At 64.0% G+C, this 23,599-nt stretch carries 20 protein-coding genes and 2 tRNA genes; 13 read left to right on the top strand and 9 right to left on the bottom strand.

Annotated features, from left to right (window positions below; genetic code table 11):
- The first annotated feature begins 151 nt into the window (after positions 1 to 151).
- From J1C49_RS07845 to J1C49_RS07825, 5 genes are all read left to right on the top strand, one after another.
- The gene (locus J1C49_RS07845; RefSeq protein ID WP_227445263.1) at positions 152 to 3,595 is read left to right on the top strand and encodes a pyruvate carboxylase; all 3,444 of its coding nucleotides are present in this window, start codon (positions 152 to 154) and stop codon (positions 3,593 to 3,595) included.
- A 106-nt stretch (positions 3,596 to 3,701) separates the two neighbouring features.
- Positions 3,702 to 4,262, top strand: a complete 561-nt coding sequence (locus tag J1C49_RS07840; RefSeq protein WP_370639385.1) for a metallophosphoesterase — start codon at positions 3,702 to 3,704, stop codon at positions 4,260 to 4,262.
- Positions 4,263 to 4,564: 302 nt separating this feature from the next.
- A complete protein-coding gene (locus J1C49_RS07835) occupies positions 4,565 to 5,371 on the top strand; it encodes a metallophosphoesterase (RefSeq protein ID WP_227445261.1) in 807 nt (268 codons plus the stop codon).
- A gap of 224 nt (positions 5,372 to 5,595) precedes the next feature.
- Positions 5,596 to 5,670: transfer RNA gene (locus J1C49_RS07830), tRNA-Gly, on the top strand.
- Positions 5,671 to 5,694: 24 nt separating this feature from the next.
- Positions 5,695 to 5,769, top strand: a tRNA-Gly gene (locus J1C49_RS07825).
- Positions 5,770 to 5,849: 80 nt separating this feature from the next.
- Here J1C49_RS07825 and J1C49_RS07820 read toward each other — a convergent pair.
- The gene (locus J1C49_RS07820; protein WP_227445260.1) at positions 5,850 to 6,224 is read right to left on the bottom strand and encodes a hypothetical protein; all 375 of its coding nucleotides are present in this window, start codon (positions 6,222 to 6,224) and stop codon (positions 5,850 to 5,852) included.
- A 137-nt stretch (positions 6,225 to 6,361) separates the two neighbouring features.
- Between J1C49_RS07820 and hisB the strand changes: the two genes are divergently transcribed.
- Both hisB and hisH read left to right on the top strand, forming a co-directional pair.
- Complete coding sequence (gene hisB / locus J1C49_RS07815; RefSeq protein ID WP_227445259.1) at positions 6,362 to 6,949, top strand: imidazoleglycerol-phosphate dehydratase HisB; 588 nt, start codon at positions 6,362 to 6,364, stop codon at positions 6,947 to 6,949.
- Positions 6,950 to 6,956: 7 nt separating this feature from the next.
- Positions 6,957 to 7,592 (top strand): imidazole glycerol phosphate synthase subunit HisH, encoded by a 636-nt coding sequence (gene hisH / locus J1C49_RS07810; protein ID WP_227445258.1) that lies wholly within the window; start codon positions 6,957 to 6,959, stop codon positions 7,590 to 7,592.
- A gap of 120 nt (positions 7,593 to 7,712) precedes the next feature.
- Here hisH and J1C49_RS07805 read toward each other — a convergent pair whose 3' ends face one another.
- A complete protein-coding gene (locus tag J1C49_RS07805; RefSeq protein WP_227445257.1) occupies positions 7,713 to 8,096 on the bottom strand; it encodes a DUF2147 domain-containing protein in 384 nt (127 codons plus the stop codon).
- A 152-nt stretch (positions 8,097 to 8,248) separates the two neighbouring features.
- On the opposite strand from J1C49_RS07805, the gene hisA reads away from it, so the two are divergent.
- From hisA to J1C49_RS07785, 4 genes are all read left to right on the top strand, one after another.
- Entirely contained in the window at positions 8,249 to 8,971 is a 723-nt protein-coding gene (gene hisA / locus J1C49_RS07800; RefSeq protein WP_227445256.1) for a 1-(5-phosphoribosyl)-5-[(5-phosphoribosylamino)methylideneamino]imidazole-4-carboxamide isomerase, read from the top strand.
- A 126-nt stretch (positions 8,972 to 9,097) separates the two neighbouring features.
- Entirely contained in the window at positions 9,098 to 9,856 is a 759-nt protein-coding gene (gene hisF / locus J1C49_RS07795; RefSeq protein ID WP_227445255.1) for an imidazole glycerol phosphate synthase subunit HisF, read from the top strand.
- A 14-nt stretch (positions 9,857 to 9,870) separates the two neighbouring features.
- The gene (locus tag J1C49_RS07790) at positions 9,871 to 10,182 is read left to right on the top strand and encodes a phosphoribosyl-ATP diphosphatase (RefSeq protein WP_227445254.1); all 312 of its coding nucleotides are present in this window, start codon (positions 9,871 to 9,873) and stop codon (positions 10,180 to 10,182) included.
- Between the two features lie 292 nt (positions 10,183 to 10,474).
- Entirely contained in the window at positions 10,475 to 11,503 is a 1,029-nt protein-coding gene (locus J1C49_RS07785; protein ID WP_227445253.1) for a PRC-barrel domain-containing protein, read from the top strand.
- A 129-nt stretch (positions 11,504 to 11,632) separates the two neighbouring features.
- Here J1C49_RS07785 and J1C49_RS07780 read toward each other — a convergent pair whose 3' ends face one another.
- The 3 genes from J1C49_RS07780 to J1C49_RS07770 all read right to left on the bottom strand — a co-directional run bounded on the left by J1C49_RS07780 (position 11,633) and on the right by J1C49_RS07770 (position 16,061).
- On the bottom strand, positions 11,633 to 12,112 hold the full coding sequence (locus tag J1C49_RS07780; protein WP_227445252.1) for a CoA-binding protein: 480 nt from the start codon (positions 12,110 to 12,112) through the stop codon (positions 11,633 to 11,635).
- 397 nt (positions 12,113 to 12,509) lie between these two features.
- The gene (locus J1C49_RS07775) at positions 12,510 to 14,813 is read right to left on the bottom strand and encodes a xanthine dehydrogenase family protein molybdopterin-binding subunit (protein ID WP_227445251.1); all 2,304 of its coding nucleotides are present in this window, start codon (positions 14,811 to 14,813) and stop codon (positions 12,510 to 12,512) included.
- A gap of 48 nt (positions 14,814 to 14,861) precedes the next feature.
- The gene (locus J1C49_RS07770; RefSeq protein ID WP_227445250.1) at positions 14,862 to 16,061 is read right to left on the bottom strand and encodes a type III PLP-dependent enzyme; all 1,200 of its coding nucleotides are present in this window, start codon (positions 16,059 to 16,061) and stop codon (positions 14,862 to 14,864) included.
- A 110-nt stretch (positions 16,062 to 16,171) separates the two neighbouring features.
- Between J1C49_RS07770 and J1C49_RS07765 the strand changes: the two genes are divergently transcribed.
- Complete coding sequence (locus J1C49_RS07765; protein WP_227445249.1) at positions 16,172 to 16,606, top strand: Lrp/AsnC family transcriptional regulator; 435 nt, start codon at positions 16,172 to 16,174, stop codon at positions 16,604 to 16,606.
- A 211-nt stretch (positions 16,607 to 16,817) separates the two neighbouring features.
- Here the strand turns inward: J1C49_RS07765 and J1C49_RS07760 are convergent, their stop codons facing one another.
- The 3 genes from J1C49_RS07760 to ftsY form a co-directional block, all read right to left on the bottom strand.
- The gene (locus tag J1C49_RS07760) at positions 16,818 to 17,432 is read right to left on the bottom strand and encodes an inner membrane-spanning protein YciB (RefSeq protein WP_227445248.1); all 615 of its coding nucleotides are present in this window, start codon (positions 17,430 to 17,432) and stop codon (positions 16,818 to 16,820) included.
- A gap of 122 nt (positions 17,433 to 17,554) precedes the next feature.
- Positions 17,555 to 18,457, bottom strand: a complete 903-nt coding sequence (locus tag J1C49_RS07755) for an EamA family transporter (RefSeq protein WP_227445247.1) — start codon at positions 18,455 to 18,457, stop codon at positions 17,555 to 17,557.
- Between the two features lie 99 nt (positions 18,458 to 18,556).
- Positions 18,557 to 20,104, bottom strand: coding sequence for a signal recognition particle-docking protein FtsY (gene ftsY, locus J1C49_RS07750; RefSeq protein ID WP_227445246.1), 1,548 nt, complete (start codon positions 20,102 to 20,104; stop codon positions 18,557 to 18,559).
- 208 nt (positions 20,105 to 20,312) lie between these two features.
- Here ftsY and J1C49_RS07745 point away from each other — a divergent pair, with 208 nt between their 5' ends.
- A complete protein-coding gene (locus J1C49_RS07745; RefSeq protein ID WP_227445245.1) occupies positions 20,313 to 21,233 on the top strand; it encodes a lytic transglycosylase domain-containing protein in 921 nt (306 codons plus the stop codon).
- Positions 21,234 to 21,513: 280 nt separating this feature from the next.
- Here the strand turns inward: J1C49_RS07745 and J1C49_RS07740 are convergent, their stop codons facing one another.
- Entirely contained in the window at positions 21,514 to 23,199 is a 1,686-nt protein-coding gene (locus tag J1C49_RS07740) for an NAD(P)H-dependent oxidoreductase subunit E (RefSeq protein ID WP_227445244.1), read from the bottom strand.
- Positions 23,200 to 23,599: the final 400 nt, after the last annotated feature.

Genomic DNA, 23,599 nt, shown 5'->3' with positions numbered 1-23,599 from the left:
TCCCTGCGCAAAGCCGGACATCGCAAAGCGTCCGTCGCAACGCCGCGCCCAACCGGGTAATTTCGTCCCACTACCCAGTTCTACGAGTTGTCGATTGCCGTTCCATGGCCTATGCCACGCGGAAAGCCAGCCTCTCACGGAAAGGACCGTCATGGCCGAATTCCAGAAGATCCTCATCGCCAATCGCGGCGAAATCGCCATCCGCATCATGCGCGCCGCCAATGAGATGGGGAAGAAGACCGTCGCGATCTATGCCGAAGAGGACAAGCTGGGGCTCCACCGGTTCAAGGCGGACGAAGCCTACCGCATCGGCGAGGGTCTTGGCCCGGTTCAGGCCTATCTGAGCATCGAGGAAATCATCCGCGTGGCCAAGCTGTCGGGCGCGGATGCAATCCACCCCGGCTACGGCCTGTTGTCGGAAAACCCAGACTTCGTCGATGCCTGCGTCGCCAATGGCATCACCTTCATCGGACCGCGCGCCGAAACCATGCGCGCGCTGGGAGACAAGGCGTCGGCCCGCCGCGTGGCGATCGAGGCGGGCGTTCCCGTGATCCCCGCCACCGAGGTTCTGGGCGACGATTTCGACGCCATCACCAAGGAGGCCGCCGAGATCGGCTTTCCGCTTATGCTCAAGGCCAGCTGGGGCGGCGGCGGGCGCGGCATGCGCCCCATCGAGAATGCCGACGAGCTGCAGGAAAAGGTGCTCGAAGGCCGCCGCGAAGCCGAGGCCGCCTTCGGCAATGGCGAGGGCTATCTCGAAAAGATGATCCTCCGCGCCCGCCACGTCGAGGTGCAGATCCTCGGCGACAAACAGGGCCAGATCTATCATCTGTATGAGCGCGACTGTTCGGTGCAGCGCCGCAACCAGAAAGTCGTGGAACGCGCCCCCGCACCGTATCTCTCCGAAGCCCAGCGCGAGGAAATCTGCGAGCTTGGCCGCAAGATCTGTGCGCATGTGAATTACGAATGCGCTGGCACGGTCGAATTCCTGATGGATATGGACAGCGGCGCGTTTTATTTCATCGAGGTCAACCCGCGCGTGCAGGTCGAGCACACCGTGACCGAAGAGGTCACCGGCATCGACATCGTGCAGGCCCAGATCATGATCGCCGAGGGCAAATCACTGGCCGAAGCCACCGGCCGCGCCAGCCAATACGACATCCGCCTCAACGGCCACGCACTGCAAACCCGGATCACAACCGAGGATCCGTCGAACAACTTCATCCCCGATTACGGCCGCATCACCGCCTATCGCGCGGCCACCGGCATGGGCATCCGGCTCGACGGCGGCACGGCCTACGCCGGCGGGGTCATCACGCGCTACTACGATTCGCTGCTGGTCAAGGTCACCGCCTGGGCGCAGACCCCCGAAAAGGCGATCAAGCGGATGGACCGGGCACTGCGCGAATTCCGCATCCGCGGCGTGACCACCAATATCGACTTTGTCATCAACCTGCTCAAACACCAGACCTTCCTGACGAACCAGTATACCACCAAGTTCATCGACACGACGCCGGATCTGTTCGACTTCAAGCTGCGGCGCGACCGCGGCACCAAGGTGCTCACCTATATTGCCGACATCACCGTGAACGGCCATCCCGAGGTGCAGGGCCGTCCGCGCCCGCATCCCGACCTCAAGCCCGCGCGCCCGCCACAGGTGCCCGTGGGCCAGACCCCGTCGCCCGGCACCAAGACCATGCTCGAAGAGCACGGGCCCCAGGCCGTGGCCGACTGGATGGCGGCGCAAAAACAACTCCTGATCACCGACACAACCATGCGCGACGGGCATCAGTCGCTGCTGGCGACCCGCATGCGCTCCATCGACATGATCGGCGCGGCCCCGGCCTATGCCCATCATCTGCCGCAGCTCTTTTCTGTGGAATGCTGGGGCGGGGCCACCTTCGACGTCGCCTATCGCTTCTTGCAAGAATGCCCGTGGCAACGCCTGCGCGACCTGCGCGCGGCGATGCCCAACCTGATGACCCAGATGCTGCTGCGCGGCGCCAATGGCGTGGGCTACACCAACTACCCCGACAACGTGGTGCAGTTCTTTGTCAAACAGGCAGCCGAGACCGGCGTCGACGTGTTCCGTGTCTTCGACAGCCTCAACTGGGTCGAGAACATGCGCGTCGCCATGGACGCCGTGCTCGACACCGGCCGCGTGCTCGAAGGCACGATCTGCTACACCGGCGACATCCACGACCCCGATCGCGCCAAATACAATCTCAAGTACTATGTCGACATGGGCAAGGAGCTGCGTGATGCCGGCGCCCATGTGCTTGGTCTGAAGGACATGGCGGGCCTTTTGAAAGCCCCCGCCGCCGGTCCGCTGGTGCGCGCGCTCAAGGAAGAGGTCGGCCTGCCGATCCATTTCCACACGCATGACACCTCCGGGGCCGCCATCGCAACGATCATCGCCGCGGCCGAAGCCGGTGTCGACGCGGTCGATGCGGCGATGGACGCGCTGTCGGGCAACACCTCGCAACCGACGCTCGGCTCCGTCGTGGAGGCGTTCCGCCATACCGAGCGCGACACCGGGCTCGACATCGGCGCGATCCGCACGATCTCCAACTATTTCGAAGCGGTGCGCGGCCAATACGCGGCCTTTGAGTCCGGCATGCAGGCTCCCGCCTCGGAGGTCTACCTGCACGAAATGCCCGGCGGGCAATTCACCAACCTCAAGGCACAGGCCCGCTCCATGGGGCTGGAGGAGCGCTGGCACGAGGTCGCCCAGACCTATGCCGACGTGAACCAGATGTTTGGCGATATCGTCAAGGTGACGCCCTCCTCCAAGGTGGTGGGTGACATGGCGCTGCTGATGGTGTCTCAGGGGCTCACCCGCGCCGATGTGGAAAACGGCACCACCGAAGTCAGCTTCCCCGATTCCGTGGTCGACATGATGCGCGGCAATCTCGGCCAGCCTCCCGGCGGCTGGCCCACCAAGATCCAGAAGCGCATCCTCAAGGACGAGAAACCCTTCACCAAGCGCCCCGGCCTTCTGGCCGAGCCGGTCGATATCGAGCAGACCCGCAAGAGCCTGTCCGACAAGCTGGGCATCGAGATCGATGACGAGGACCTCAATGGCTACCTGATGTATCCAAAGGTCTTCACCGATTACGCGACCCGGCACGAAACCTATGGCCCGGTGCGCGCGCTGCCGACACGGACGTTCTTCTACGGCATGGAAGCGGGCGAGGAGATCTCGGCCGAAATCGACCCCGGCAAGACGCTCGAAATCCGGCTTCAGGCCGTGGGTGAGACGCAGGATGACGGCGAGGTCCGGGTGTTCTTCGAACTCAACGGCCAGCCCCGCACGATCCGTGTCCCGGACCGCGTGGTGAAAGCGGCCACCGCCGCCCGGCCCAAGGCAGAGCCCGGCAATGCCGATCATATCGGCGCGCCGATGCCCGGCGTGGTGGCAACGGTTGCGGTCAAGGCGGGTGATGCGGTGAAAACCGGGGACCTGCTGCTGACCATCGAGGCGATGAAGATGGAAACCGGCCTACACGCCGAGCGCGACGCTACCGTCAAAGCGGTGCATGTCACGCCCGGCGGCCAGATTGACGCCAAGGATCTGCTGGTCGAGCTGGAATAGCGCCCGATGCACAAGGCCCTCCTGTTCAGCGATCTGCACCTTGCGGCTGAACCGGGGGGGCCACCCGGCTACGACCCGCTGGCACGCGCGCAAGCTGCGCTGAGCGCTGCCCGCGACGCTCCTGATGGGCAATTGCGACAACCGCGCGGCTTTTGCCTCGGTCTTTCCCGACGCCGCGCAGGATGCGCATGGCTTTGTGCAATCGGTCGTCACGCTGGGGGGCACGGCGCTGTTCTGCCTCGACTCGCTCGACCGCGAACCGGACCCGAAACACAGCGGCGTCCTCTGCGCCGACCGGCTCGGCTGGCTGGACGCACAGCTCGCGGCCTGTGCGGCAAGCCACAGGGTGGTCGTCGCCCACCACCCGCCCGCCGCTGTCGGCATGGCCGGTCCCGACAGGCTGCGCCTGCGCAATGGCGATGCGTTGCTCGACCTGCTGCGGGCGCATGGCGTGGATCTGCTGATCTGCGGGCACCTGCACCGCCCGATCTTGGCAACCCTGAAAGGCCAGAGCACCGCCATCCTCGGCAGCACCGCCTTCGACGTAGCGCTCGCCACCAACAGCGACGCTATCACGCCAATCTTTGACGTGCCGCCGCTCTACCATGTGCTGCTCGACACCGACGCTGGCCCGGTCCTGCATTGCGAACAGGTCCCGATGGCCTGAGCCATCCACCGTGACGCGGCAAGCCGGCCAAACGCGGCCCCGCAACGTCCCCCGCCCCGCGCCCTGCCCGGCCCCAAACCCGCCGCCGCCCCGTCGCGCCGCGCCCCCGGCTTCTTCTGTCGAAAAATACTCCGGGGGAGTCTTCGCTTGCGAAGACGGGGGCAGCGCCCCCAACCCGGCTCCCACCCCACACCAAGGCCCCCGGGGCGGTAAATTGATTGACACAGAGCATGCGCATGGGTTGTGCATGGGATGTGCATGCGTTGTGCATCCTCGATTTTCAGCCAAAGACTCTCCCCGCCATGACCGGAAAACTCCTCGTTCTGACCGATCTGCACCTGACCGATCCCGGCCAGACAATCATCGGGCTCGACCCCGCCGCGCGCAGCCGCGCCGCCCTCTCCCACGCGATCCGGACACATCCCGATGCCGACGCGCTCCTGCTGCTCGGCGATCTCACGCATCACGGGCGGCCCGGCCAATACTCAGGGCTCGCGGCCCTGTTGTCCGACATCCCCTGCCCGGTTTTTGCCACGCTCGGCAATCACGATGATGCCACGGCATTCGGCGCAGAATTTCCAGACCAGATGACCGACGGCTTTGCCTGTCACGCCCTGCAAAACGGCGGCATGCGGGTGCTCTTGCTCGACACGCTCGACCGCGATGGATCAGCGCCCCGGCACGGCGGATGGCTTTGCAATCAAAGGCTTGACTGGCTCGATGGAGAAATGGCCGCCGCCGATGGCGCACCGCTTCTGATCGCTTGCCACCACCCGCCCTTTGCCACCGGTTTTGCCGGTATGGATGGGATCGGTCTTGCCAATCCGCGCGCGCTTCTCGACCGTCTGCAGGCTTATCGCGGTCCGGTCCAGCTGCTCTGCGGGCATGTGCATCGCACCATCTCTGGCGCGGTCGAAGGCATCGCCTTCACGACACTCAAAAGCCCGTGCCACCAGATGCCCATGGCCCTCTCGGCGAAAACCACCGCGCTGAGCGTCGATGAGCCCGGCGCCTATGGCATTGCACTCACCGGCCCAACCGGCGCGGTGATCCATAGCGAGGATTTCGCCGTGGCCATGGCCGGCTCACATGACCCAGACTCCGCGTAACACTCTCATTACGTTCACTAATTGCGCCTTTCCGGGGTCAGCCTGCGCCATGGGCGCGCAGCGAAATCCGCACCAACGCAGCGATCCGACCCTTGCGCATCAACCGGCACCGCCCCTTTCGCAATCGGGGCGTGTCCGGTTTCCGGGCCATTGGCAAAATTTCCCGAAATTTCCTCTTGCACCCCGCGCGCGGCAAAGCTAAATCGCGGGAACCATTTGGCAGCGCGGGCGTAGCTCAGGGGTAGAGCATAACCTTGCCAAGGTTAGGGTCGGGCGTTCGAATCGCCTCGCCCGCTCCAAATGGACTGGCCACCGATGGTCATGCGGGCGTAGCTCAGGGGTAGAGCATAACCTTGCCAAGGTTAGGGTCGGGCGTTCGAATCGCCTCGCCCGCTCCATCGGATTCAACTCTCAGCGCGCAGAGGCGAGACATCCGAAGCCGCTGCTTCGATGGGTAACGCGTCTCCGCGCGACTCCCTCACTCTACCGGGAATTGCCGGATGCACAGCAGGGCCTGATCCTGAAACGCCTGCACCGCGCCGCTGCGGTCATTGCGCAGGGCAATCTCTTGAAAAGCGCCAAGTTTTTGTCGGTCGCTACCGGTCACATAGAGCTGCAGGATACGCGCGCTGATCGCGATGGAGACGCCGTGGTCTTCGGTCGAGATCATCCCCGCTTCTTCAAGCACGCGCGCCGCTGCGGCAATGATCCATGCACATTTCAGCGCCTGCGCTTCCCGGCCTTCATAGACCTTGGGTTCCGCGCCAAGTGCGCCGGGCGCCAGAAGCAGCAAGGCGAGCACGCAGCCGGCGCGCCGCACCGCCGCCGCGAGTGGTCTTGTGATGACATCCATCGCGGTCCTCCTGCGCACATGCAAGGCTGGCACAGGCGACACGGTCGCACAACGGCGAAATCCCGTTCCGCGTCACAGGCTTGGCCCCGCAAACCCCGGGGCCTATAAGGGCCGCAACCAGCCACGGGAGAGAGCCCATGCGCCACGCGCAGGTCAGCCGCAAGACCGCGGAAACCGAGATCTCCGTCGACATCGCGCTCGACGGCACCGGCCAATATGACAACCAGACGGGCGTCGGGTTCTTCGATCACATGCTCGACCAGCTGTCGCGGCATGCGCTGATCGACATGACGATCCGCTGCGCGGGCGATCTGCATATCGATGACCATCACAGCGTCGAGGATGTGGGCATTGCCCTGGGTCAGGCGTTGTCGCAGGCACTTGGCGACAAGCGCGGCATCCGCCGCTATGGCGCGTGCCTTTTGCCGATGGATGACGCGCTGGTGCGCGCGGCGCTCGACCTCTCGGGCCGGCCTTTCCTGACATGGAAAGTCACCATGCCGACGCAGAAGATCGGCACGTTCGATACCGAGCTCGTGCGCGAATTCTTTCAGGCTTTCTCGACACATGGCGGGATCACCCTGCATGTGGAGGCGCTTGACGGGATCAACAGTCATCACATCGCCGAAGCCGCCTTCAAAGCGGTCGCCCGCGCCCTGCGCGACGCATTGGAGCCCGACCCGCGCAAGGCCGACACCATCCCGTCGACCAAGGGCAGTTTGTGAGCGTGCCATGCTGACCGCCATCATCGACTACGAAAGCGGCAACCTGCATTCCGCGGAAAAAGCCTTTCAGAAAATGGCTCAGGAAACCGGATCCGGCACGGTCGTTGTCACCGACAAAGCCGAAATCGTCGCCCGTGCCGACCGCATCGTGCTGCCCGGCGACGGCGCGTTCCCGGCCTGTGCTTCCGCCCTGCGCGCATCGGGCTGTTTCGACGCCATGATCGAAGCGGTGGAATCCCGCGGCCGGCCCTTCCTGGGAATCTGCGTCGGGATGCAGCTCATGGCGCGCCGCGGTCACGAATACGAACCCACGGACGGGCTTGGCTGGGTCGATGGAGAGGTGCGCCGCATCGAACCACGGGATGCCGCGCTCAAAGTGCCGCATATGGGCTGGAACGATCTGCAAATCGAACAGAGCCATCCGGTGCTCGACGGGATCAGCAGCGGAGAGCACGTCTATTTCGTGCATTCCTACCAGATGGTGATGGATGACCCCGCACAGCGGATCGCATCCTGTGACTATGGTGGCGCGGTGACGGCCGTGGTCGGCCATGGCACCAGGATCGGGTTTCAATTCCACCCGGAGAAAAGCGCCTCCGTCGGCATGCAGATGATCGCAAACTTTCTGCGCTGGCGGCCTTGAGGAGCGGGCCAAATTCCGCTGGCGAGCCTCGACCCGGCAGGGGTTGATCCCACACGCCCATTGAAAAAAGGGCGGCGCCGCTTCGGCCCGCCCTCTTGCGCATTGTCTCCGGTGCGGCGCTCAGTTCACGCGGCTCCACGTCTGGCTCGAACACAGCAGGCCACCGGCAACACAGCCCGACATCTTGAGCGCATTGCCCGAAAGCGTCATCTTGCCGTTATAAACCTTGTCATTGGACGGTCGCCAAACCTTGCCGGTGTATTTCCCGCCACCGTTCGGCGTCATGCCGATCACCAGCGTCTTGCCCTTGTTCGGCGAGGCATATTCACCGCTGGCGTTGAAGGTGCGCACAATCACGCCACAGATCTTGCCCTGGCAGGGCTGCATCGTCACATGCGCATAGCGCCCGTCATCGGTCTGCGTTTTCCAGGTGCCAAGCACCGGATCGGCCATCGCACCGCCCGCGCCAAATATGAGCGCGGCGGCAATCATCAAGGGTTTCATTGTCTGTCCTCCCGTTTTTCGAGCACAATCCTTTCGCGGGGCGCGCATCGTGATCAAGCGTGACGCGAGGTCCGCTTGCATCTGTCGTGGCGTCAGATTAACGACAGGAACAATTGTGCGGCAGCGCAGCATGAGTGGAAAGTGCCTGAGTTATGATCCTTTACCCCGCCATTGACCTGAAAGACGGTAAAGCCGTGAGACTGCTGCGCGGTGACATGAACAAAGCCACCGTGTTCAACGACGACCCCGCAGCGCAGGCGCTGGAATTTGTCGCCGCCGGCTGCGAATGGCTGCACCTTGTGGATCTCAACGGCGCCTTTGCCGGCGAACCGGTGAACGCGGCAGCGGTTGAGGCGATCCTCGAACAGACCCGCACACCGGCACAGCTTGGCGGGGGCATCCGCGACATGGCGACCATCGAAGGGTGGCTGGAGCGTGGGCTCGCGCGCGTCATCCTTGGCACGGTTGCCGTCGAAGATCCCGATCTGGTTCGCGATGCCGCGCGCGCCTTCCCCGGTCAGATCGCCGTGGGCATTGACGCCAAGGATGGGCGTGTGGCCACGCGCGGATGGGCCGAGGTGACGGATGTTGACGCCACCGATCTGGCGCGGCGCTTCGAAGACGCCGGTGTTGCCGCCATCATCTATACCGACATCAATCGCGACGGCGCGATGCAGGGGCCGAACGTGGCTGCGACCGCCGCGCTCGCAAGAGCGGTTTCGATTCCCGTGATCGCGTCGGGTGGCGTTTCCTCGTTGAAGGATCTCAGGGCCTTGCGCGATTGTGGCGCCGCGTTGAACGGCGCGATCTCCGGCCGGGCTCTTTACGACGGGGCCCTGGATCTGCGCGAGGCGATTGCGCTGCTGCGCAACTGAGGGATGGCCGCACCGCTTTTTCCTGTCACGTCCCGCCACGCGGCACGCGCAGGGATGCGCCCCGAAATGGCCTCTGCACCAACTGCCCTCTTCACAAGACCGACCGTTTCGCGCTAGGCCGATGCCATGTTGAAAACCCGCATCATTCCCTGCCTCGACGTGGCCGATGGGCGCGTCGTCAAAGGGGTCAACTTCGTCGATCTCGTCGATGCCGGCGACCCCGTGGATGCCGCGCGCGCCTATGATGCGGCAGGGGCCGACGAAATATGCTTTCTCGACATCCATGCCACGCATGAGAATCGCGGCACGATGTTCGATGTCGTGACACGCACCGCCGAGCAATGCTTCATTCCCCTGACGGTGGGCGGCGGGGTGCGCACGGTCGACGATGTGCGTGCGCTGCTGCTGGCCGGGGCGGACAAGGTCAGCTTCAACTCGGCCGCCGTGGCTGATCCCGACGTCATCGCGCGCGCCGCGGACCAGTTCGGCAGCCAGTGCATCGTCTGCGCCATTGACGCCAAGACCGTGGAGCCGGGCCGCTGGGAAATTTTCACCCATGGCGGGCGCCGTCCCACCGGCATCGATGCCGTGGCCTTTGCCAAAACCGTAGCGGCCAAGGGGGCGGGTGAGATTCTCCTCACCTCCATGGACCGGGACGGGACCAAGTCGGGCTTCAACCTGCCGCTGACCCGCGCCATCGCGGATGCGGTGGACATTCCCGTTATCGCATCCGGCGGGGTCGGCACGCTGGACCACCTCGTAGAAGGGGTGACAGAGGGTCATGCTTCGGCCGTGCTTGCCGCGTCGATCTTTCATTTTGGCACCTTCACCATCGCCGAGGCCAAGGCGCATATGGCCGCCGCAGGCATCCCGGTCAGGATCTGAGAAAGGGCCGCGTCATGACACTCGAAGAGCTCGAGACCATCATCGCGTCCCGCGCGCAGGCCACGCCCGAGGAGAGCTGGACCGCCAAGCTGCTTGCAAAAGGGCCGGACAAGGTTGCGGAGAAATTCGGCGAGGAAGCCATTGAAGCGGTGATCGAAGCGGTCAAGGGCGACCGGGACAGGCTCACCAGCGAGGCGGCGGATGTGCTGTTTCATTTGTTGGTGATGCTCAAGGCGCGGGATGTGAGCGTCTCCGAGGTCATGGCGGTGCTCGATGCGCGTCAGGGTCAATCGGGCCTTGCCGAGAAAGCCGCGCGCCGGTCCTAGCGCCGATACGCAAGGCGCCATCAGGCGGGTCATCCCACCCGCTTTGAGACCCGTCTCTCGCCAACGCACCCAGACATGCGCCAAGCGCAAAGCGGCGTCACAAGACCAATCCCATGAGACGCAGATCCCGCACGGCAGGACCGCTCAGACGCACTCAATGTGACGCGGGGGCGGATCATTTATTTCGCCTTTTGCACAAAAAAGTGAGCGGCACCGGGAACCCGGCGCCGCTCTCGATGTTGTCCAAGTGACCTGCTGGAAAGGGTCAAACAACATCAACTGGAGGACTATCATGAAACCGCTTCTCGCGTCGACAGCCTTGGCACTTGCAATCAGCCTGCCGGCCTATGCACAGACCGCCAATATCAACGAAGAGAGCTTTCAACCCGAATTCGAGGCACAGCAGTATCGCGGCACGGATCTGATCGGCGCGACGCTGTGGCAGACCGAAAAGTCGATTGATGTCGCGGCCACGACAACCGACCCCGAAGAACTCGAGTGGGACATGGCCGGTGAAATCAATGATGTGATCATCGGCAAGGACGGCGAGGTCGATCACATCATCGCAGCCGTCGGCGGGTTCCTCGGGCTCGGTCAGAAGGAGATTTCCATCTCCATGGATGCCTTGACCTTCATCAGCGATGGCGCAGAGGCCGACGAGTATTTCATCGTCTTCAACGGCCCGACCGACATGCTCAAGGATGCACCGGATTACCAGGAAGCGGAGCAGGCCTGGAAGGACGGTCAGATGGCGACAGGCACCGAAGTGGAGTCTGCCAGTGCCGCCGATCCGATGGCGAATGAAGACGAGACTGAAGGGTCCGCCTATGCCGCGCAGCCGAATATGGCAGACGGTGACGCCACCGTGACCCAAGCCGCGAATATCAGCGCAACGGGCGATGATGCGATGACGGCCAGCGAAGACACGGCAAGCGCCGAAACGGATGCGCGCGCGATGGAGACTGAGACCGCTGAAAGTGATCTGCGCACGGTCGACACCGATATGACGACCGCAGGTATGAACGCCGTTCGCGCGTCCGAGGCCGACATCACAACCGAAGATCTCACCGGCGCACGGGTCTACACCGCTGGCGATGAGTGGGTTGGCGAAGTGGGTGAACTGATCCTCGCCGACGACGGCACCTCCATTGAGAAGGCCGTGATCGATGTGGGCGGCTTCCTTGGCCTCGGCGAAAAGCCCGTGGCTGTCGATCTCGACGCGCTGATGATCGAAGAAACGGCGAGCGGTGAGATCGCCCGTGTCTCGCTCGACATGCCACGCTCCGAGCTTGAAGCCGCAGAGCCGTATTCCGAAGGCTGAAGCTGCTCGGGCGGGGCCGCTGTCTCCCCCGCCCGGCTCCCGAATGTGAGCAATGCCACCCGTCGCCATGACGGGTGGTTTTTCGTTTTGCGCGGCGTCATGCAGCATCACGGGCACGCCGGTCTTGGGTCAGAGCTTGGAGGAGATCACACCGGTGTTGAAGCCGCCCATCCGCAATTCGTTGAACAAGCGTTGATATTCGATCTTCGGGCAGCGATCCTGAATCACGTCGATGCCGCGCCCGCGGGCCTGTGCTGCCGCTTCGTCGTGGCGCACCCCGATCTGAAGCCAGATGGTCCGCAGATTGGGCAACCCCTCAAGCGCTTCATCGATGATTTCCGGAACAAATTCCGACCGACGAAAGACGTCGATCATGTCAACACTGTCAGGGCAGTCCGTCAGGCTGCCACGGATGGTCTGGCCGAAAAGCGGTTTGCCCGCATGGCCCGGATTGACCGGATAGACGGTGAATCCCTTCAGGCTCAGATAGCGCGCCACAAAATAGCTGGGGCGGACGGGATTGGGGGAGACACCGACCACGGCAATCTCGCGTGTGCGGGTCAAAACTGCCTTGAGGTCTTCGTCACTGGGGGGATCTGGCAAAGTCATGCCGCACCCTAGCGCCTTATGTCAAAAAGAAAAAGCGCCCGGGCAAAAGCCACGGGCGCAAGTCACGGAACGAGGGACAGTAATGCTCCGCGAAGGTTCCGGCTCCGCGGTACACCGAAATACATAGGAGACAAAATTTCGATGAAAAGGGTTCCAAAGGCATATCCAGGACATATCTTGACGAATTCTGTCACGAAATGCGCGAAAAGCCGCCGATGCCGCAAACATCCCTTTGGCGCAAGGCCCCAATGAACATCGACATGGCGGCCAACCGGTCCCTTGAGCCCCCAGCCGGAATGCAGGCCCGCTTGATGCGTCAGGATAGCCCTGTTGCCGGACCGTCATGGCGAGGCCGGCACCCCTGCCCGACACGCCGTCTGACAGGGGGCTTCAAAACTTACTCCGCTGCGATCTTGCCTTGGTTTTCCTGCAACAAGGCCCAGACACGCTGCGGCGTGAAGGGCATATCCACCTGTCGCGCACCGCGATCCCACAGGGCGTCCTGCATCGCATTTGCAATTGCCGCAAGGGCACCCACCGTCCCGGCTTCTCCGCAGCCCTTCATGCCCATCGGGTTGGCAGTGGAGGGGACCGGTTCGAAGGCGAACCCGATCATGGGCACGTCATCCGCTCTGGGCATTGCATAGTCCATGAATGTCGCGGTCAAGAGTTGCCCGTCTTCATCATAGACGACGCGCTCCGTCAGCGCCTGCCCAATGCCCTGCACCACACCGCCGTGCACCTGACCTTCGGCCAGCATCGGATTGATCAGATTGCCGAAATCATCCACGATCCAGTAGCCGTCAATCGTGACCTTGCCGGTCTCCGGGTCGATCTCCAGCTCGGCGACATGCGCGCCGTTGGGAAAGGACCGCGCCGGAAGCTGGGCATGGGCATCAAACCGCAGCAAGTCCGTCCGGCCAGCCTCGCGCGCCATCTGTGCCGCTTCGAGCATGGTCGGGGTCAGGTTCGAACCGTCAGCCCGGAAGCGTTCATCGTCAAAGCTCACATCCTCCGGGGCAACTCCCATTTCACCAGCCAGGAAGGCAGAGATTTGTTCGACCATCTCTGCCACAGCTTTCAGCGTGACATTGGCCTGCACTGTCACGGAACGCGACCCGCCGGTCCCTCCGCCGCGGGCGATCCGGTCGCTGTCGCCCTGCACGACCTCGATCGCCTGTGTCGGAATACCGGTCTGATCCGACAGGAACTGCGCAAAAACCGTCTCATGCCCCTGCCCGTTGGATTGGGTGCCCACGTAAATCACGGCGCCCCCCGTATCGGTGAACTCGACCGCCACGTCCTCGTGCGGTTGGCCGAGAATACTCTCGATATAGTAGCACAGCCCCTGCCCCCGGATCTTTCCAGCCGCCTCGGAGGCCGCCTTTCGCGCCGCAAACCCGGCGCGGTCGCTGAGCCGCTCGGCATGCGCCAGCACCCGATGGAAGTCGCCCACGTCATAGGTTTCACCCGCGATCGTGTCATAGGGAAACTGATCCGCGCGAATGAAATTGATCCGGCGCAATTCCCAGGGGTCGACACCCAGCTCCCGCGCCGCGCGGTCGATCACCCGTTCGATCACATAGATCGCCTCGGGCCGCCCGGCCCCGCGATAGGCATCGACCTGCGTGGTATTGGTGTAAATACCCTCGCAGCGCATGTAGGCTGCGCCCATGTCGTAAACGCCGGTCAGGATCTTCGAGAAAAGATTGGTTTGGATCGCCTGGGCAAAGGCGGAATTATAGGCTCCGAGATTGCACCGCGAGTGCAACCGGTAGCCCAGAATGCGGTTGTTCTCGTCAAAGGCCAGTTCCGCCAGCGTCGTCAGATCGCGCCCGCCATTATCCGAGAGCATCGCTTCGGTGCGTTCCGACATCCAACGCACGGGGCGGCCCAGCACGCGCGCGGCATGCGCCACGACAAAATACTCCGGGTAGGCGAAGGCTTTCATGCCAAACCCGCCGCCGACATCGGGGTTGGTCACCCGGACCTGCGCGGCATCGAGCCCGAACGCCACCGCCAGGTCGCCCTTCATGCCCCAGACGCCCTGCCCGTTGAACGCCACATGCAAGCGCTCACCGTCCCATTCAGCGTAGGCACCGCGCGGCTCCATCGCGTTCACGATCACGCGGTTATCGGAAATGTCGAGGCTCACAACACGCGCGGCCTTGGCAAAAGCGGCCTCGGTTCCGGCCTCGTCGCCCAGTCCGAAATCAAAGGCGATATTGTCGGGCGCCTCGTCATGGATCGTCGGACCACCCGGTGCGACCTCCATATGTACAGGCAAATCCTCGACGTCGAATACGATCAATTCCGCCGCATCGCGCGCCTGTTCGAGGGTCTCGGCGATCACCACCGCCACCGGCTCCCCCACGAAGCGCACCCGCCCTTCCGCAAGCATCGGGCGCTTGGGATCTGCGCCCTTGCTCCCATCGCGGTTGTCCACCAATGCCGCCTTCATGCGCGTGTTGACCCCGGCATCGAGCATCGATTGACCGGTCACCACAAGATGCACACCCTCGGCCGCTTCCGCATCGCGCACATCGAGCTCGGTGATCCGCCCATGCGCGACAGGAGAGCGAAACACAAAAGCCCGGAGCGCCCCATCGGGCGTGATGTCGTCCACGTAACGGCCTTCTCCCGTGAGAAACCGCACATCTTCGCGCCGCTTGACTGGCTGGCTCTTCCCAAATTTATCCATCGCGCTCGTCCCGTGTCATACCTTCTGTTGAGGCGGACACTAGGAGGATTACACGCGGTGTCCAGCGGCCTTTCGACCCCGCCCGGTCGGTTTCGTGCCATGCAATACGGGAATTGCGCCGGTCGCGACGGTCGTGACGACCTGTCTTGCGCCATACCCGTTGAATCCAGTCACCAGCGCACCGGAATAGGCGCCCATCCCCTCGATCAGCAGATAATCCCCGACCTGCAGATCATCGGGCAGCGGCAGCGGAGCTGGCAGCCGGTCCAGACTGTCACAGGTGGGGCCAAACACCACCCGCGGCACGGCGGCGCCGCGCCGGTCTGCGCCGTCAGCGGCAAAGACGGCGATCCGATCCCCCGGTGGCAGGTCGCGCCACTCGGACAGCGCGCCATACACCCCGTCGTTGAGATACACGCCGGTCTCGTCGCTGGCCTTCACGCGCAGCGCAATCTGCCAGGCATCGGCCACCATGGCGCGTCCGGGTTCGCAGACTAGCTCCGGCTGCCCTCCGGAGTCCGCAAAGACCGCCTCGCGGGCCGACGCGATGCGGTTGAAAACGGCATCGAGGTCGGGTGCGCGCCCGCTGCGATGCGCGGCGAACCCACCACCGACATTCAACCGGGCGAGGCGCACCCCGGCACGCTGGGCAATCTGCGCACAGGCAGCGATATACGCCGCCCAGGGTGCCGCGCTCTCGCATTGTGTTCCGGGATGGAACGTCATGCATGGCACGCCGCCCCGCGCCGCCACAAGCCGCAAAAGCGCCTCGGCGGCATCCGGGTCGGCGCCGAATTTTGCCCCGAAATCATAAGCCGCACCAGAAACCGGCAGCCGCAGACGGACAGCGATCTGCGCGCCGGCAATATCGCCCAGCGCGTCGAGCGCACTCGCCCGATCGACCGACCATGAGCGGACGCCGAAACCGCGCGCCTGAGCGATCTCGCCTGCCGAACGGATCGGGTTGTGGTAATGCAATGCCGCATCGGGGGCGACGGCACGCACCGCCTGCATTTCCGCCACCGAGGCGACATCAAATGCGCCGACACCGGCCTCCACCAACACGCGCAGGCACGCCGGGTCCGGATTGGCCTTCACAGCGTAGGTGACCTGCCCCGGAAAACGGCGCAGAAAATGCCATGCCCGCGCACGCAAACGCGCAGGGGCAAAGAAAAATACCGGCTCGTCGGGCTGGTGCCGCAAGAGCCAATCCCGCGCGGCAATGACGCCGGACCGATCGTGATGCATGACTGCCTCTCCAACTCATCTGTGTTCTGGAGAGAGGATCACATCAAACCCCCTTCACAATCACCTGTCACTCAGCACAAAATGAAGCATATAACTGACGGATTGACGACATGATCGTAAATATCGACGAAACAGACCGCGCACTTGTGGCGTTGCTTGCGGAAAATGCCCGCCTGCCCGTGTCTGATCTGGCGCGCCGTCTCGGCCTTGCGCGCACAACGGTGCAAGCACGGCTTGACCGGCTGGAGACGCAAGGCGTCATCGCGGGCTACACGCTCAAGCGCGGCGCGGCGCTGCGGCCGCCCTTACGCGCCACGGTGCTGGTGGCACTGGAGCCGCGCGCCGCCCCCGCCGTGCTCAGCAGGCTGAAATCGATGCCCGCCGTCGAAACGGTGCATACAACCTCGGGCCGCGTCGACCTGCTCATCACGCTCAGCGCACAGGATACCGAGGCGCTCGACGCCACCCTGGACAAGATCGGCGAAGCCGAAGGGGTGAGAAGCTCGGAAAGCCTGATCCACCTCAGCACCAAAATCGCACGCTGACAGCCGCCAAGGCACCATTTGCCCGCGAGGGATCCTCTGCGAGTTTCTTCTGTCTTGAAATACTCCGGGGAGTGTGAGGGGCTGGCCCCTCACCCCACAAACAAAGCCGCTCCAACGGAGCGACCGCCCCCCCTCCTGATCCTCGCGCCGATCCGCATGAAACCTCTGCAATCTGATGGCGAAAGCGCGGCGACCCGACAGCGTATCGCGCTCACGGATCGTTCTGCGGGCTCTCCTCCTCAAGCGCATAATCTGAAAACAATTTCGACTGCACCATGAAGAAAACGAACACCGCGACCGGAAAGCCGAAGGTTTCGAGATAGACCCAGGTTTCCGTGGATTGCGTCCGCCAGATCGCTTCATTGGCCGCCGCCATGGCAAAGAAGAACCACATGAACCGCCGGGTCAGGATCATCCAGCCTTCGTCCTTGAGCGGCATGAGTTCCTCCATCACCATCTGCAACCAGGATTGCCCACGCAGCAGTCCAAGCCCGAGCAGCCCGCCGAAAACAAGGTAGACCAGCGTCGGCTTGACCTTGATGAACCGCTCGTCGTTCAGCCAGAATGTCAGCCCGCCAAAAATCACGATCATCACCGCCGTGACCGCCTGCATCTTTGACAATTTGCCGGTGAGCCACCACAGCGCCCCCATGGCGAGCAGGAAAATCGGAATGAACGCCGCCGTGACGATGATGAATCCGTCATAGGCCACGCCCGAAAGGGTGTAGCGTTCGTCCTTCAACCAGAGATAGGCCACAAAAAACCCCAGAACCGGGCCCAGTTCGAGGGTCGATTTGAGAACGGGATTGATCTTGTTCTGGCTCATGGGCGCTCCTTGGCTGCGGACCGGACGGTCACTTGGGATCTAGGGTGATCATGCGTCAGGCTCAACGCAGATCGACAAAAGCTGTTGTTTTTGACGATATGCGGCGCGCGCGCTCGGATCGTTCATCCGCCAAGCTCCACGATCACGGCGCCGGCCGCAATCAGCGCCATCAGCGCGATGCGCCGCGGACCGACCGTCTCGCGCAGAACGAGCCAACCGATCAGCGCTGCAAAGACCGTCGAGGTCTCGCGCAGAACCGCCGCTTCGCCCACCTTGTCGAGACGCGTGGCCAGCATCACGGACCCGAAACTGAAAAACGCGACAACACCGCCCACCATGCCGCGCAGGAACAGCGCAGCACCCTCCCCCTCGACCACCGCCCGGCGCAGTTTTCCCGCCATAAGCAGCGGCATGACCCAGCCGTCGATCAGGAAGAACCACGCAAGGAATGTGAACGGGTCTGCGGTCGCCCGGATGCCATAAGCGTCATACGTGGTATAGAGCGCCACGAAGAGACCCGTGGCCACCGCAAAGACCAACGCACGCGGCAACCGGTCACGCCCATCGGTGAGATTGCGCAGATTGTAGAGCGCCAGACCGTAGATGCCGGCAAGCAGAACCCCGACACCCAGCCATTGCACGCCTGTAAACCGCTCGCCGAAAAGGAACCCGGCCCCGATCACCGTGAACAAGGGGCCCGTGCCGCGCACCACCGGGTAAACCACCGTGTAGGCGCCCTGGGTATACGCGTAGCCCTGCAGAAGCTTGTAAACGGTGTGGATGAGCCAGGCCACGGCAAAGATCGGCCACATATGCGGCTCCGGCCAAGGCACCAGAAACAGGGCAATGGGCGCCGCCATCAGCCCGTAGCTGAGATCGATGGCCGCGCGGCTCTGCCACGGGTCGTGCCGGCCCTTTTGCAGCGCGCCGAAGGCGGCATGCAGAAACGCCGCAAGCAGCGCCAGCATCAAGGCGACCCGATGGCCCGCCTCCGTGCCCTCGAGCGCGATCAATGCCTCACTCAACGCGCAGGCCTTTCATTTTGGATCTGTGGGGGCGCTGCCCCCGCTCGCCAGAGGCGAGCCCCCCGGGATATTTCGAGCTCAAAGAAACCCCGCGCCGGCTCACGAAGGATCGAGGCCAGTCAGGGCGGCCGCGAATTCCTCGGGGTCAAACGGCGAAAGATCGTCGATCTGTTCGCCGACGCCGATGGCGTGAATGGGCAAACCGAACCGGTCCGCAAGCGCCACCAGCACGCCGCCCTTCGCGGTGCCATCAAGCTTCGTCATCACCAGGCCGGAGACATCCGAAAGTTTCTGGAAGGTCTCGACCTGGCGCAGCGCGTTCTGCCCGGTGGTGGCATCCAGGACAAGCAGCGTGTTGTGCGGCGCATCGGGATCCTTCTTGCGGATCACGCGCACGATCTTGGCCAGTTCCTCCATCAAATCGGCGCGGTTTTGCAGCCGCCCTGCCGTGTCGATCATCAGCAGATCGGCGCCATCGGCCTGTGCCCGGCCCATGGCATCAAAGGCAAGGCTTGCGGGATCAGAACCCTCGGGCGCGGTCAGCACCGGGACGCCGGCACGGTCGCCCCAGACCTGCAACTGCTCCACCGCGGCGGCACGAAAGGTGTCTCCCGCCGCGATCACCACGGATTTCCCGGCAGCCCGGAATTGCGATGCCAGCTTGCCGATGGTCGTGGTCTTGCCGGACCCATTGACCCCAACCACGAGAACAACCTGCGGTTTTGACGGGTAGAGCGGCAAGGGACGCGCCACAGGCTCCATGATCCGGGCGATTTCCGTTGCAAGCAGCTGTTTGATTTCCTGCGTCGAGAGACGTTTGCCAAATCGCCCCTCTGCAATGTTGGCGGTCACGCGCAGGGCCGTTTCGACCCCCATGTCCGACGCGATCAGAAGCTCTTCGAGCTGCTCCAGCATCTCATCGTTCAATTCACGCCGGATGACGGGGGCGCCCTTGTTTTCGCCCCGCCCGAACAGTCGCCCCAGAAGGCCCGGTCTGGGCGCACCCGTGTCGGCCGTTTCCGTTGCCTGCGCGAGATCCATCGCTTCCATCGCGTCGATCGTGGCGCGCGTGTCGATGCGGGCGGGCGCCTGTTCCGGCTGTCTGTCGCGGTCGTGTTTGCGCGCCGGCGCGGGCGATGGTGGCCGAGCGGGATCATCCGCAAGGGGCCTGGACGGTTCGGGCGCGGATCGGGGGGGCGGCGCCACCGCCGGGGGCTCCTGAACCGGGCGCGATGCGGGTGCCGCAGACGCCGGAGGCGCCAGATCAGCGGCGACTTCGGCATCCGCGTCCGTTTCCTTGGGCTCCGCATCCTCGGCACGCCGCGTCTCCGGTTCCAGCGCCTCCGAGGGGAAGGGCCGGTTGTCATCCGGTTCCGGTTCGCGCGGGGGTGTCAGGTCGCTTGCGCTTGGATCTTTGAGCGCGTCGTCGGCAGGTTGCGGCTCCACAGCATCGGCGTCAGCGCCCGGAGCGCCCGGGTCCCGTGGTTCCGCCACCGGTGCGGGCGCTGCGGGGTGTTCCGTCTTTGCAGGCGCCTGCGCCGCGGGGGCATCTTCCGTTCCGCCATCCTGGATGATCGCGTCGAGGCCTTCGTCCAGTTTCGACGAGGATTTGAAAAGCTTGTTCTTCAGCTTGCCGAAAAAGGACATTCTTCCTCCAGAGGCTGGCTTTCCGTCCCACCGGGGTCCGGAGCACACCGTCGTCATTCGAAGTCCGGACCCTCGCCTGCCATGCCTGCGACGGTACACGGTGTCCGTGCCTGCCGGAGCGCGGCGCGTCAGAAGGGGATGTAATACGCAAGCCGCCGGAATGAAAGGCCGGTTGACCGTTCCCCGGTCAGGGCGCAGGCTCGGACCCATGAGACCACTTCTTGCCCTTGTTCTTGCGGCCGTTGTTCTTGCGGCCCTCGTGCTCTCTTCCGGCGAGCTTCGGGCTCATGCATCCCGCGATCCGGCGACCCAATGCTCGCCCGGCGCGTTCGGACCGGTGCAGTGCATCCGCCCCGCGCACAGGGTCTACGATCTGTGCCAAGCGATCGAAACGCTCGCGCATCACCACGGGCTCGATCCCGGTTTTTTTGCCCGGCTGCTCTGGCAGGAAAGCCGCTTTGATCCACATGCACGCAGCCCCGCAAACGCGCAGGGTATCGCGCAATTCATCCCGGCAACCGCCGCACGGCGCGGTTTGCGCGACCCGTATAACCCAGCGGAAGCGCTTGAGTATTCAGCCGAATATCTCGGCGACCTGACACGCCGTTATGGCAGCTTCGGGATGGCGGCCATCGCGTATAATGGCGGCGAGGGGCGGGCAAACGGATTGGTCGCCGGCAGCGGTTGGCTTGCGCAGGAAACGGTTGATTACGTGCAGATCATCACCGGCCTGCCGGCACAGATCTGGCGCGACGCGCCGCCGCAAGACCATGATTACCGTCTGCAGAAGGATATCGGCTTCCAGCCGGCCTGTTACGCCCTCGCTCGGCAGCGCGTGCTTACGCCGTATCCCGAACCGAAAGAACAGTTCTCGCGTTGGGGCGTGCAGGTGGCCTTTGGCACGACCCGCGACAGGGCCCGGCGGCAATTCTCGGAACGCATGCGCGCCTGCACCGCGGTCATCGACGATGAAGAGCCTGAACTGATCTGGCAGCGCAGTCGCGCCAGCCCGCGCGGTGGGTACTTCATGGCGCGCCTCGGACGCGACACGCAAGACACAGCCTGGCGCCTGTGTCGCGACCTCAAGGCGAAGGGGTGCCTTTGCGCCGTCTACCGCAACGCCCCGTGACAGTCTCTGAGCGGGGTGGCACGGACCGGTTTGAGACCCAGGCCGGACGGCTCTCGAGTCCCCTATGGACCACGGGCGCCCTGCCTCGAGCCGATCCGTGGCCTTGAGCGCGGGGGTCCACCGCTTCTGGTCCGGGCCGAGACCGCGGGCAGGCGTCCGGGAGTGTTTCGGAGACTGATCGCATCGCGCATCGCGCCACCATGGCAGTCGGCCCCGCGTGACATGCCCAGAGAGGCGCGTCTATCGCCGCGCGCGGGCACGGGTCCAAGGTCGTGCGGCGCTACAATTCCTCACCGAAATGCTTCATCGTGAGACGGATGGGGTTCGGCGCGGCCTGACCCAGACCGCAGATCGACGCATCCGCCATTGCCTGACACAGCTCTTCCAGCAGGGGCTGGTTCCATGTCTCCGCGCTCATCAGCTTGACCGCCTTTTCGCAGCCCACACGACACGGGGTACACTGACCGCAACTTTCATCCTCGAAAAAGCGCAACATGTTGAGCGCCGCATCGCGCGCCCTGTCTTGATCGGACAAAACCACCACCGCTGCCGAGCCAATGAAGGAGCCGTGCGGCTGCAACGTGTCGAAATCGAGCGGGATGTCGTCCATGCTCGCCGGCAGCAGGCCCGACGATGGACCGCCCGGCTGATATGCCTTGAAGACATGGCCTTTGGCCATTCCGCCTGCTGCTGCGATAATGTCGGCGATGGTGGAACCGGCTTCGAGCAGATACATGCCCGGACGCGCGACGCGCCCGGAGACCGAGTAACTGCGCAAACCGACACGGCCATTGCGTTCATGCGCCGACAGGACTTCCGGCCCCTCGCGACAGATCCGGGCAATCCAGTGTAGCGTCTCGATATTGTGGACAAGTGTCGGCTGGCCGAACAGCCCAACCTGCGCGACATAAGGCGGGCGATGCCGTGGCAGGCCGCGTTTGCCTTCGATCGATTCGATCATCGCGCTTTCTTCGCCGCAGATATAGGCGCCCGCGCCCCGACGCAGTGCGATATGACCCGGCGCCACCAGACCTGCCGCCTCCAATGCCGCGATCTCCCGGCGCAGGATCTCGAGCACCGCCGGGTATTCGTCGCGCATGTAGATGTAGCACTGTGCCGCCTCCACGGCCCAGGCCGCGATCAGCATCCCTTCGAGAAACAGATGCGGCACCCGTTCGAGATAGTAACGGTCCTTGAACGTGCCGGGCTCCCCCTCGTCGCCATTCACGGCAAGGTAGCGCGGGCCGGGATTTGCCCGCACGAACCCCCATTTGCGGCCCGACGGGAAACCCGCGCCGCCAAGACCGCGCAGACCGGAGGAGAGCACCTGTTCCTGCACCGCCTCCCACTCGCCGCTCTCTCGCAGGCTCGTGAGCGTCTCGTACCCGCCTTCGGCGCGATATTGCGCCAAGGTCTGGTAATCGGGAATACGTGCGTGGGTATCGCCCGCTGCGATGGCCGCGGCGACTTTCTCGGGGGTTGCGTGGTCGATATGGTTGTGGCCCAGTTCCAGCACCGGTGCGGTGTCGCAGCGTCCCATGCAGGGCGCGCGGAGCACGCGGACCTCCGTCGGATCCATCCCCTCTTCGAGCGCGGCACGCAGGCTTTCAGCCCCCGCGAGCGCACAGCTGAGCGAATCGCACACCCGAATGGTCAGCGCAGGTGGCGGGGCTTCAGTCTCGCGCACCACGTCGAAATGCGCATAGAACGTCGCCACCTCGTAGATTTCGGCCATGCTCAGGCGCATTTCCTCGGCCAGCGCGCGCAGGTGCCGGGCGGAGAGATGTCCGAAATGGTCTTGAATCAGGTGCAGATGCTCGATCAGTAAATCGCGCTGCCGGGAGCGATCCTCCAGCAAAGCGCAGACCTCCGCATGTGCCTGTTCGTCAAGCTGCCGGCCCTTCGGGGTCTTGCGCCCCTTGCCCGGTGCCGATTTCCAGACGCCCTTGCGCTCATCCAGTGCCATGTGTCTCTCCCTAGCGTTGAGGCAGAGCCTAGCGGCCCGGCACCCGTCGCGGCAGAGTAAAAACGACAGTTTCCGTCGATCCTGCGCCGCAAACACCGCCACGGCGCACGCATCGGCGTCAGCGTGTTCCCATAGGCGTCATTGTGACGTGGCAGGGAGGGTGACGTGGCAGGGAGGCTTCCAGCCTTGGCGCGTCCTTGGCGTTTTCGAACGCGGCCACGCCGTTCGATCTTGCGCGCCCGGCGGTGGGCGTGTGACGTCACTCCCGAATTTGCCGAAGGCGCAAAAAGGTCGATGCGGAAGGCGCACCCTGCACCCTGCACCCTGCACCCTGCACCCTGCACCCTGCACCCTGCACCCTGCACCCTGCACCCTGCACCCTGCACCCTGCACCCTGCAC

Origin of the sequence: Cognatishimia sp. F0-27, from assembly GCF_020667845.1 — a bacterium.
Taxonomy (GTDB): Bacteria; Pseudomonadota; Alphaproteobacteria; order Rhodobacterales; family Rhodobacteraceae; genus JAFMPQ01.
The sequence above is the reverse complement of the archived record's forward strand: the minus strand, read 5'-3'. Positions and strand labels throughout refer to the sequence as shown.

Coding starts and splice junctions, on each gene's coding strand:
- J1C49_RS07845 (WP_227445263.1), top strand. CDS start 152: ATGGCCGAATTCCAGAAGATCCTCATCGCCAATCGCGGCGAAATCGCC.
- J1C49_RS07835 (WP_227445261.1), top strand. CDS start 4,565: ATGACCGGAAAACTCCTCGTTCTGACCGATCTGCACCTGACCGATCCC.
- J1C49_RS07820 (WP_227445260.1), bottom strand. CDS start 6,224: ATGGATGTCATCACAAGACCACTCGCGGCGGCGGTGCGGCGCGCCGGC.
- hisB (WP_227445259.1), top strand. CDS start 6,362: ATGCGCCACGCGCAGGTCAGCCGCAAGACCGCGGAAACCGAGATCTCC.
- hisH (WP_227445258.1), top strand. CDS start 6,957: ATGCTGACCGCCATCATCGACTACGAAAGCGGCAACCTGCATTCCGCG.
- J1C49_RS07805 (WP_227445257.1), bottom strand. CDS start 8,096: ATGAAACCCTTGATGATTGCCGCCGCGCTCATATTTGGCGCGGGCGGT.
- hisA (WP_227445256.1), top strand. CDS start 8,249: ATGATCCTTTACCCCGCCATTGACCTGAAAGACGGTAAAGCCGTGAGA.
- hisF (WP_227445255.1), top strand. CDS start 9,098: ATGTTGAAAACCCGCATCATTCCCTGCCTCGACGTGGCCGATGGGCGC.
- J1C49_RS07790 (WP_227445254.1), top strand. CDS start 9,871: ATGACACTCGAAGAGCTCGAGACCATCATCGCGTCCCGCGCGCAGGCC.
- J1C49_RS07785 (WP_227445253.1), top strand. CDS start 10,475: ATGAAACCGCTTCTCGCGTCGACAGCCTTGGCACTTGCAATCAGCCTG.
- J1C49_RS07780 (WP_227445252.1), bottom strand. CDS start 12,112: ATGACTTTGCCAGATCCCCCCAGTGACGAAGACCTCAAGGCAGTTTTG.
- J1C49_RS07775 (WP_227445251.1), bottom strand. CDS start 14,813: ATGGATAAATTTGGGAAGAGCCAGCCAGTCAAGCGGCGCGAAGATGTG.
- J1C49_RS07770 (WP_227445250.1), bottom strand. CDS start 16,061: ATGCATCACGATCGGTCCGGCGTCATTGCCGCGCGGGATTGGCTCTTG.
- J1C49_RS07765 (WP_227445249.1), top strand. CDS start 16,172: ATGATCGTAAATATCGACGAAACAGACCGCGCACTTGTGGCGTTGCTT.
- J1C49_RS07760 (WP_227445248.1), bottom strand. CDS start 17,432: ATGAGCCAGAACAAGATCAATCCCGTTCTCAAATCGACCCTCGAACTG.
- ftsY (WP_227445246.1), bottom strand. CDS start 20,104: ATGTCCTTTTTCGGCAAGCTGAAGAACAAGCTTTTCAAATCCTCGTCG.
- J1C49_RS07745 (WP_227445245.1), top strand. CDS start 20,313: ATGAGACCACTTCTTGCCCTTGTTCTTGCGGCCGTTGTTCTTGCGGCC.
- J1C49_RS07740 (WP_227445244.1), bottom strand. CDS start 23,199: ATGGCACTGGATGAGCGCAAGGGCGTCTGGAAATCGGCACCGGGCAAG.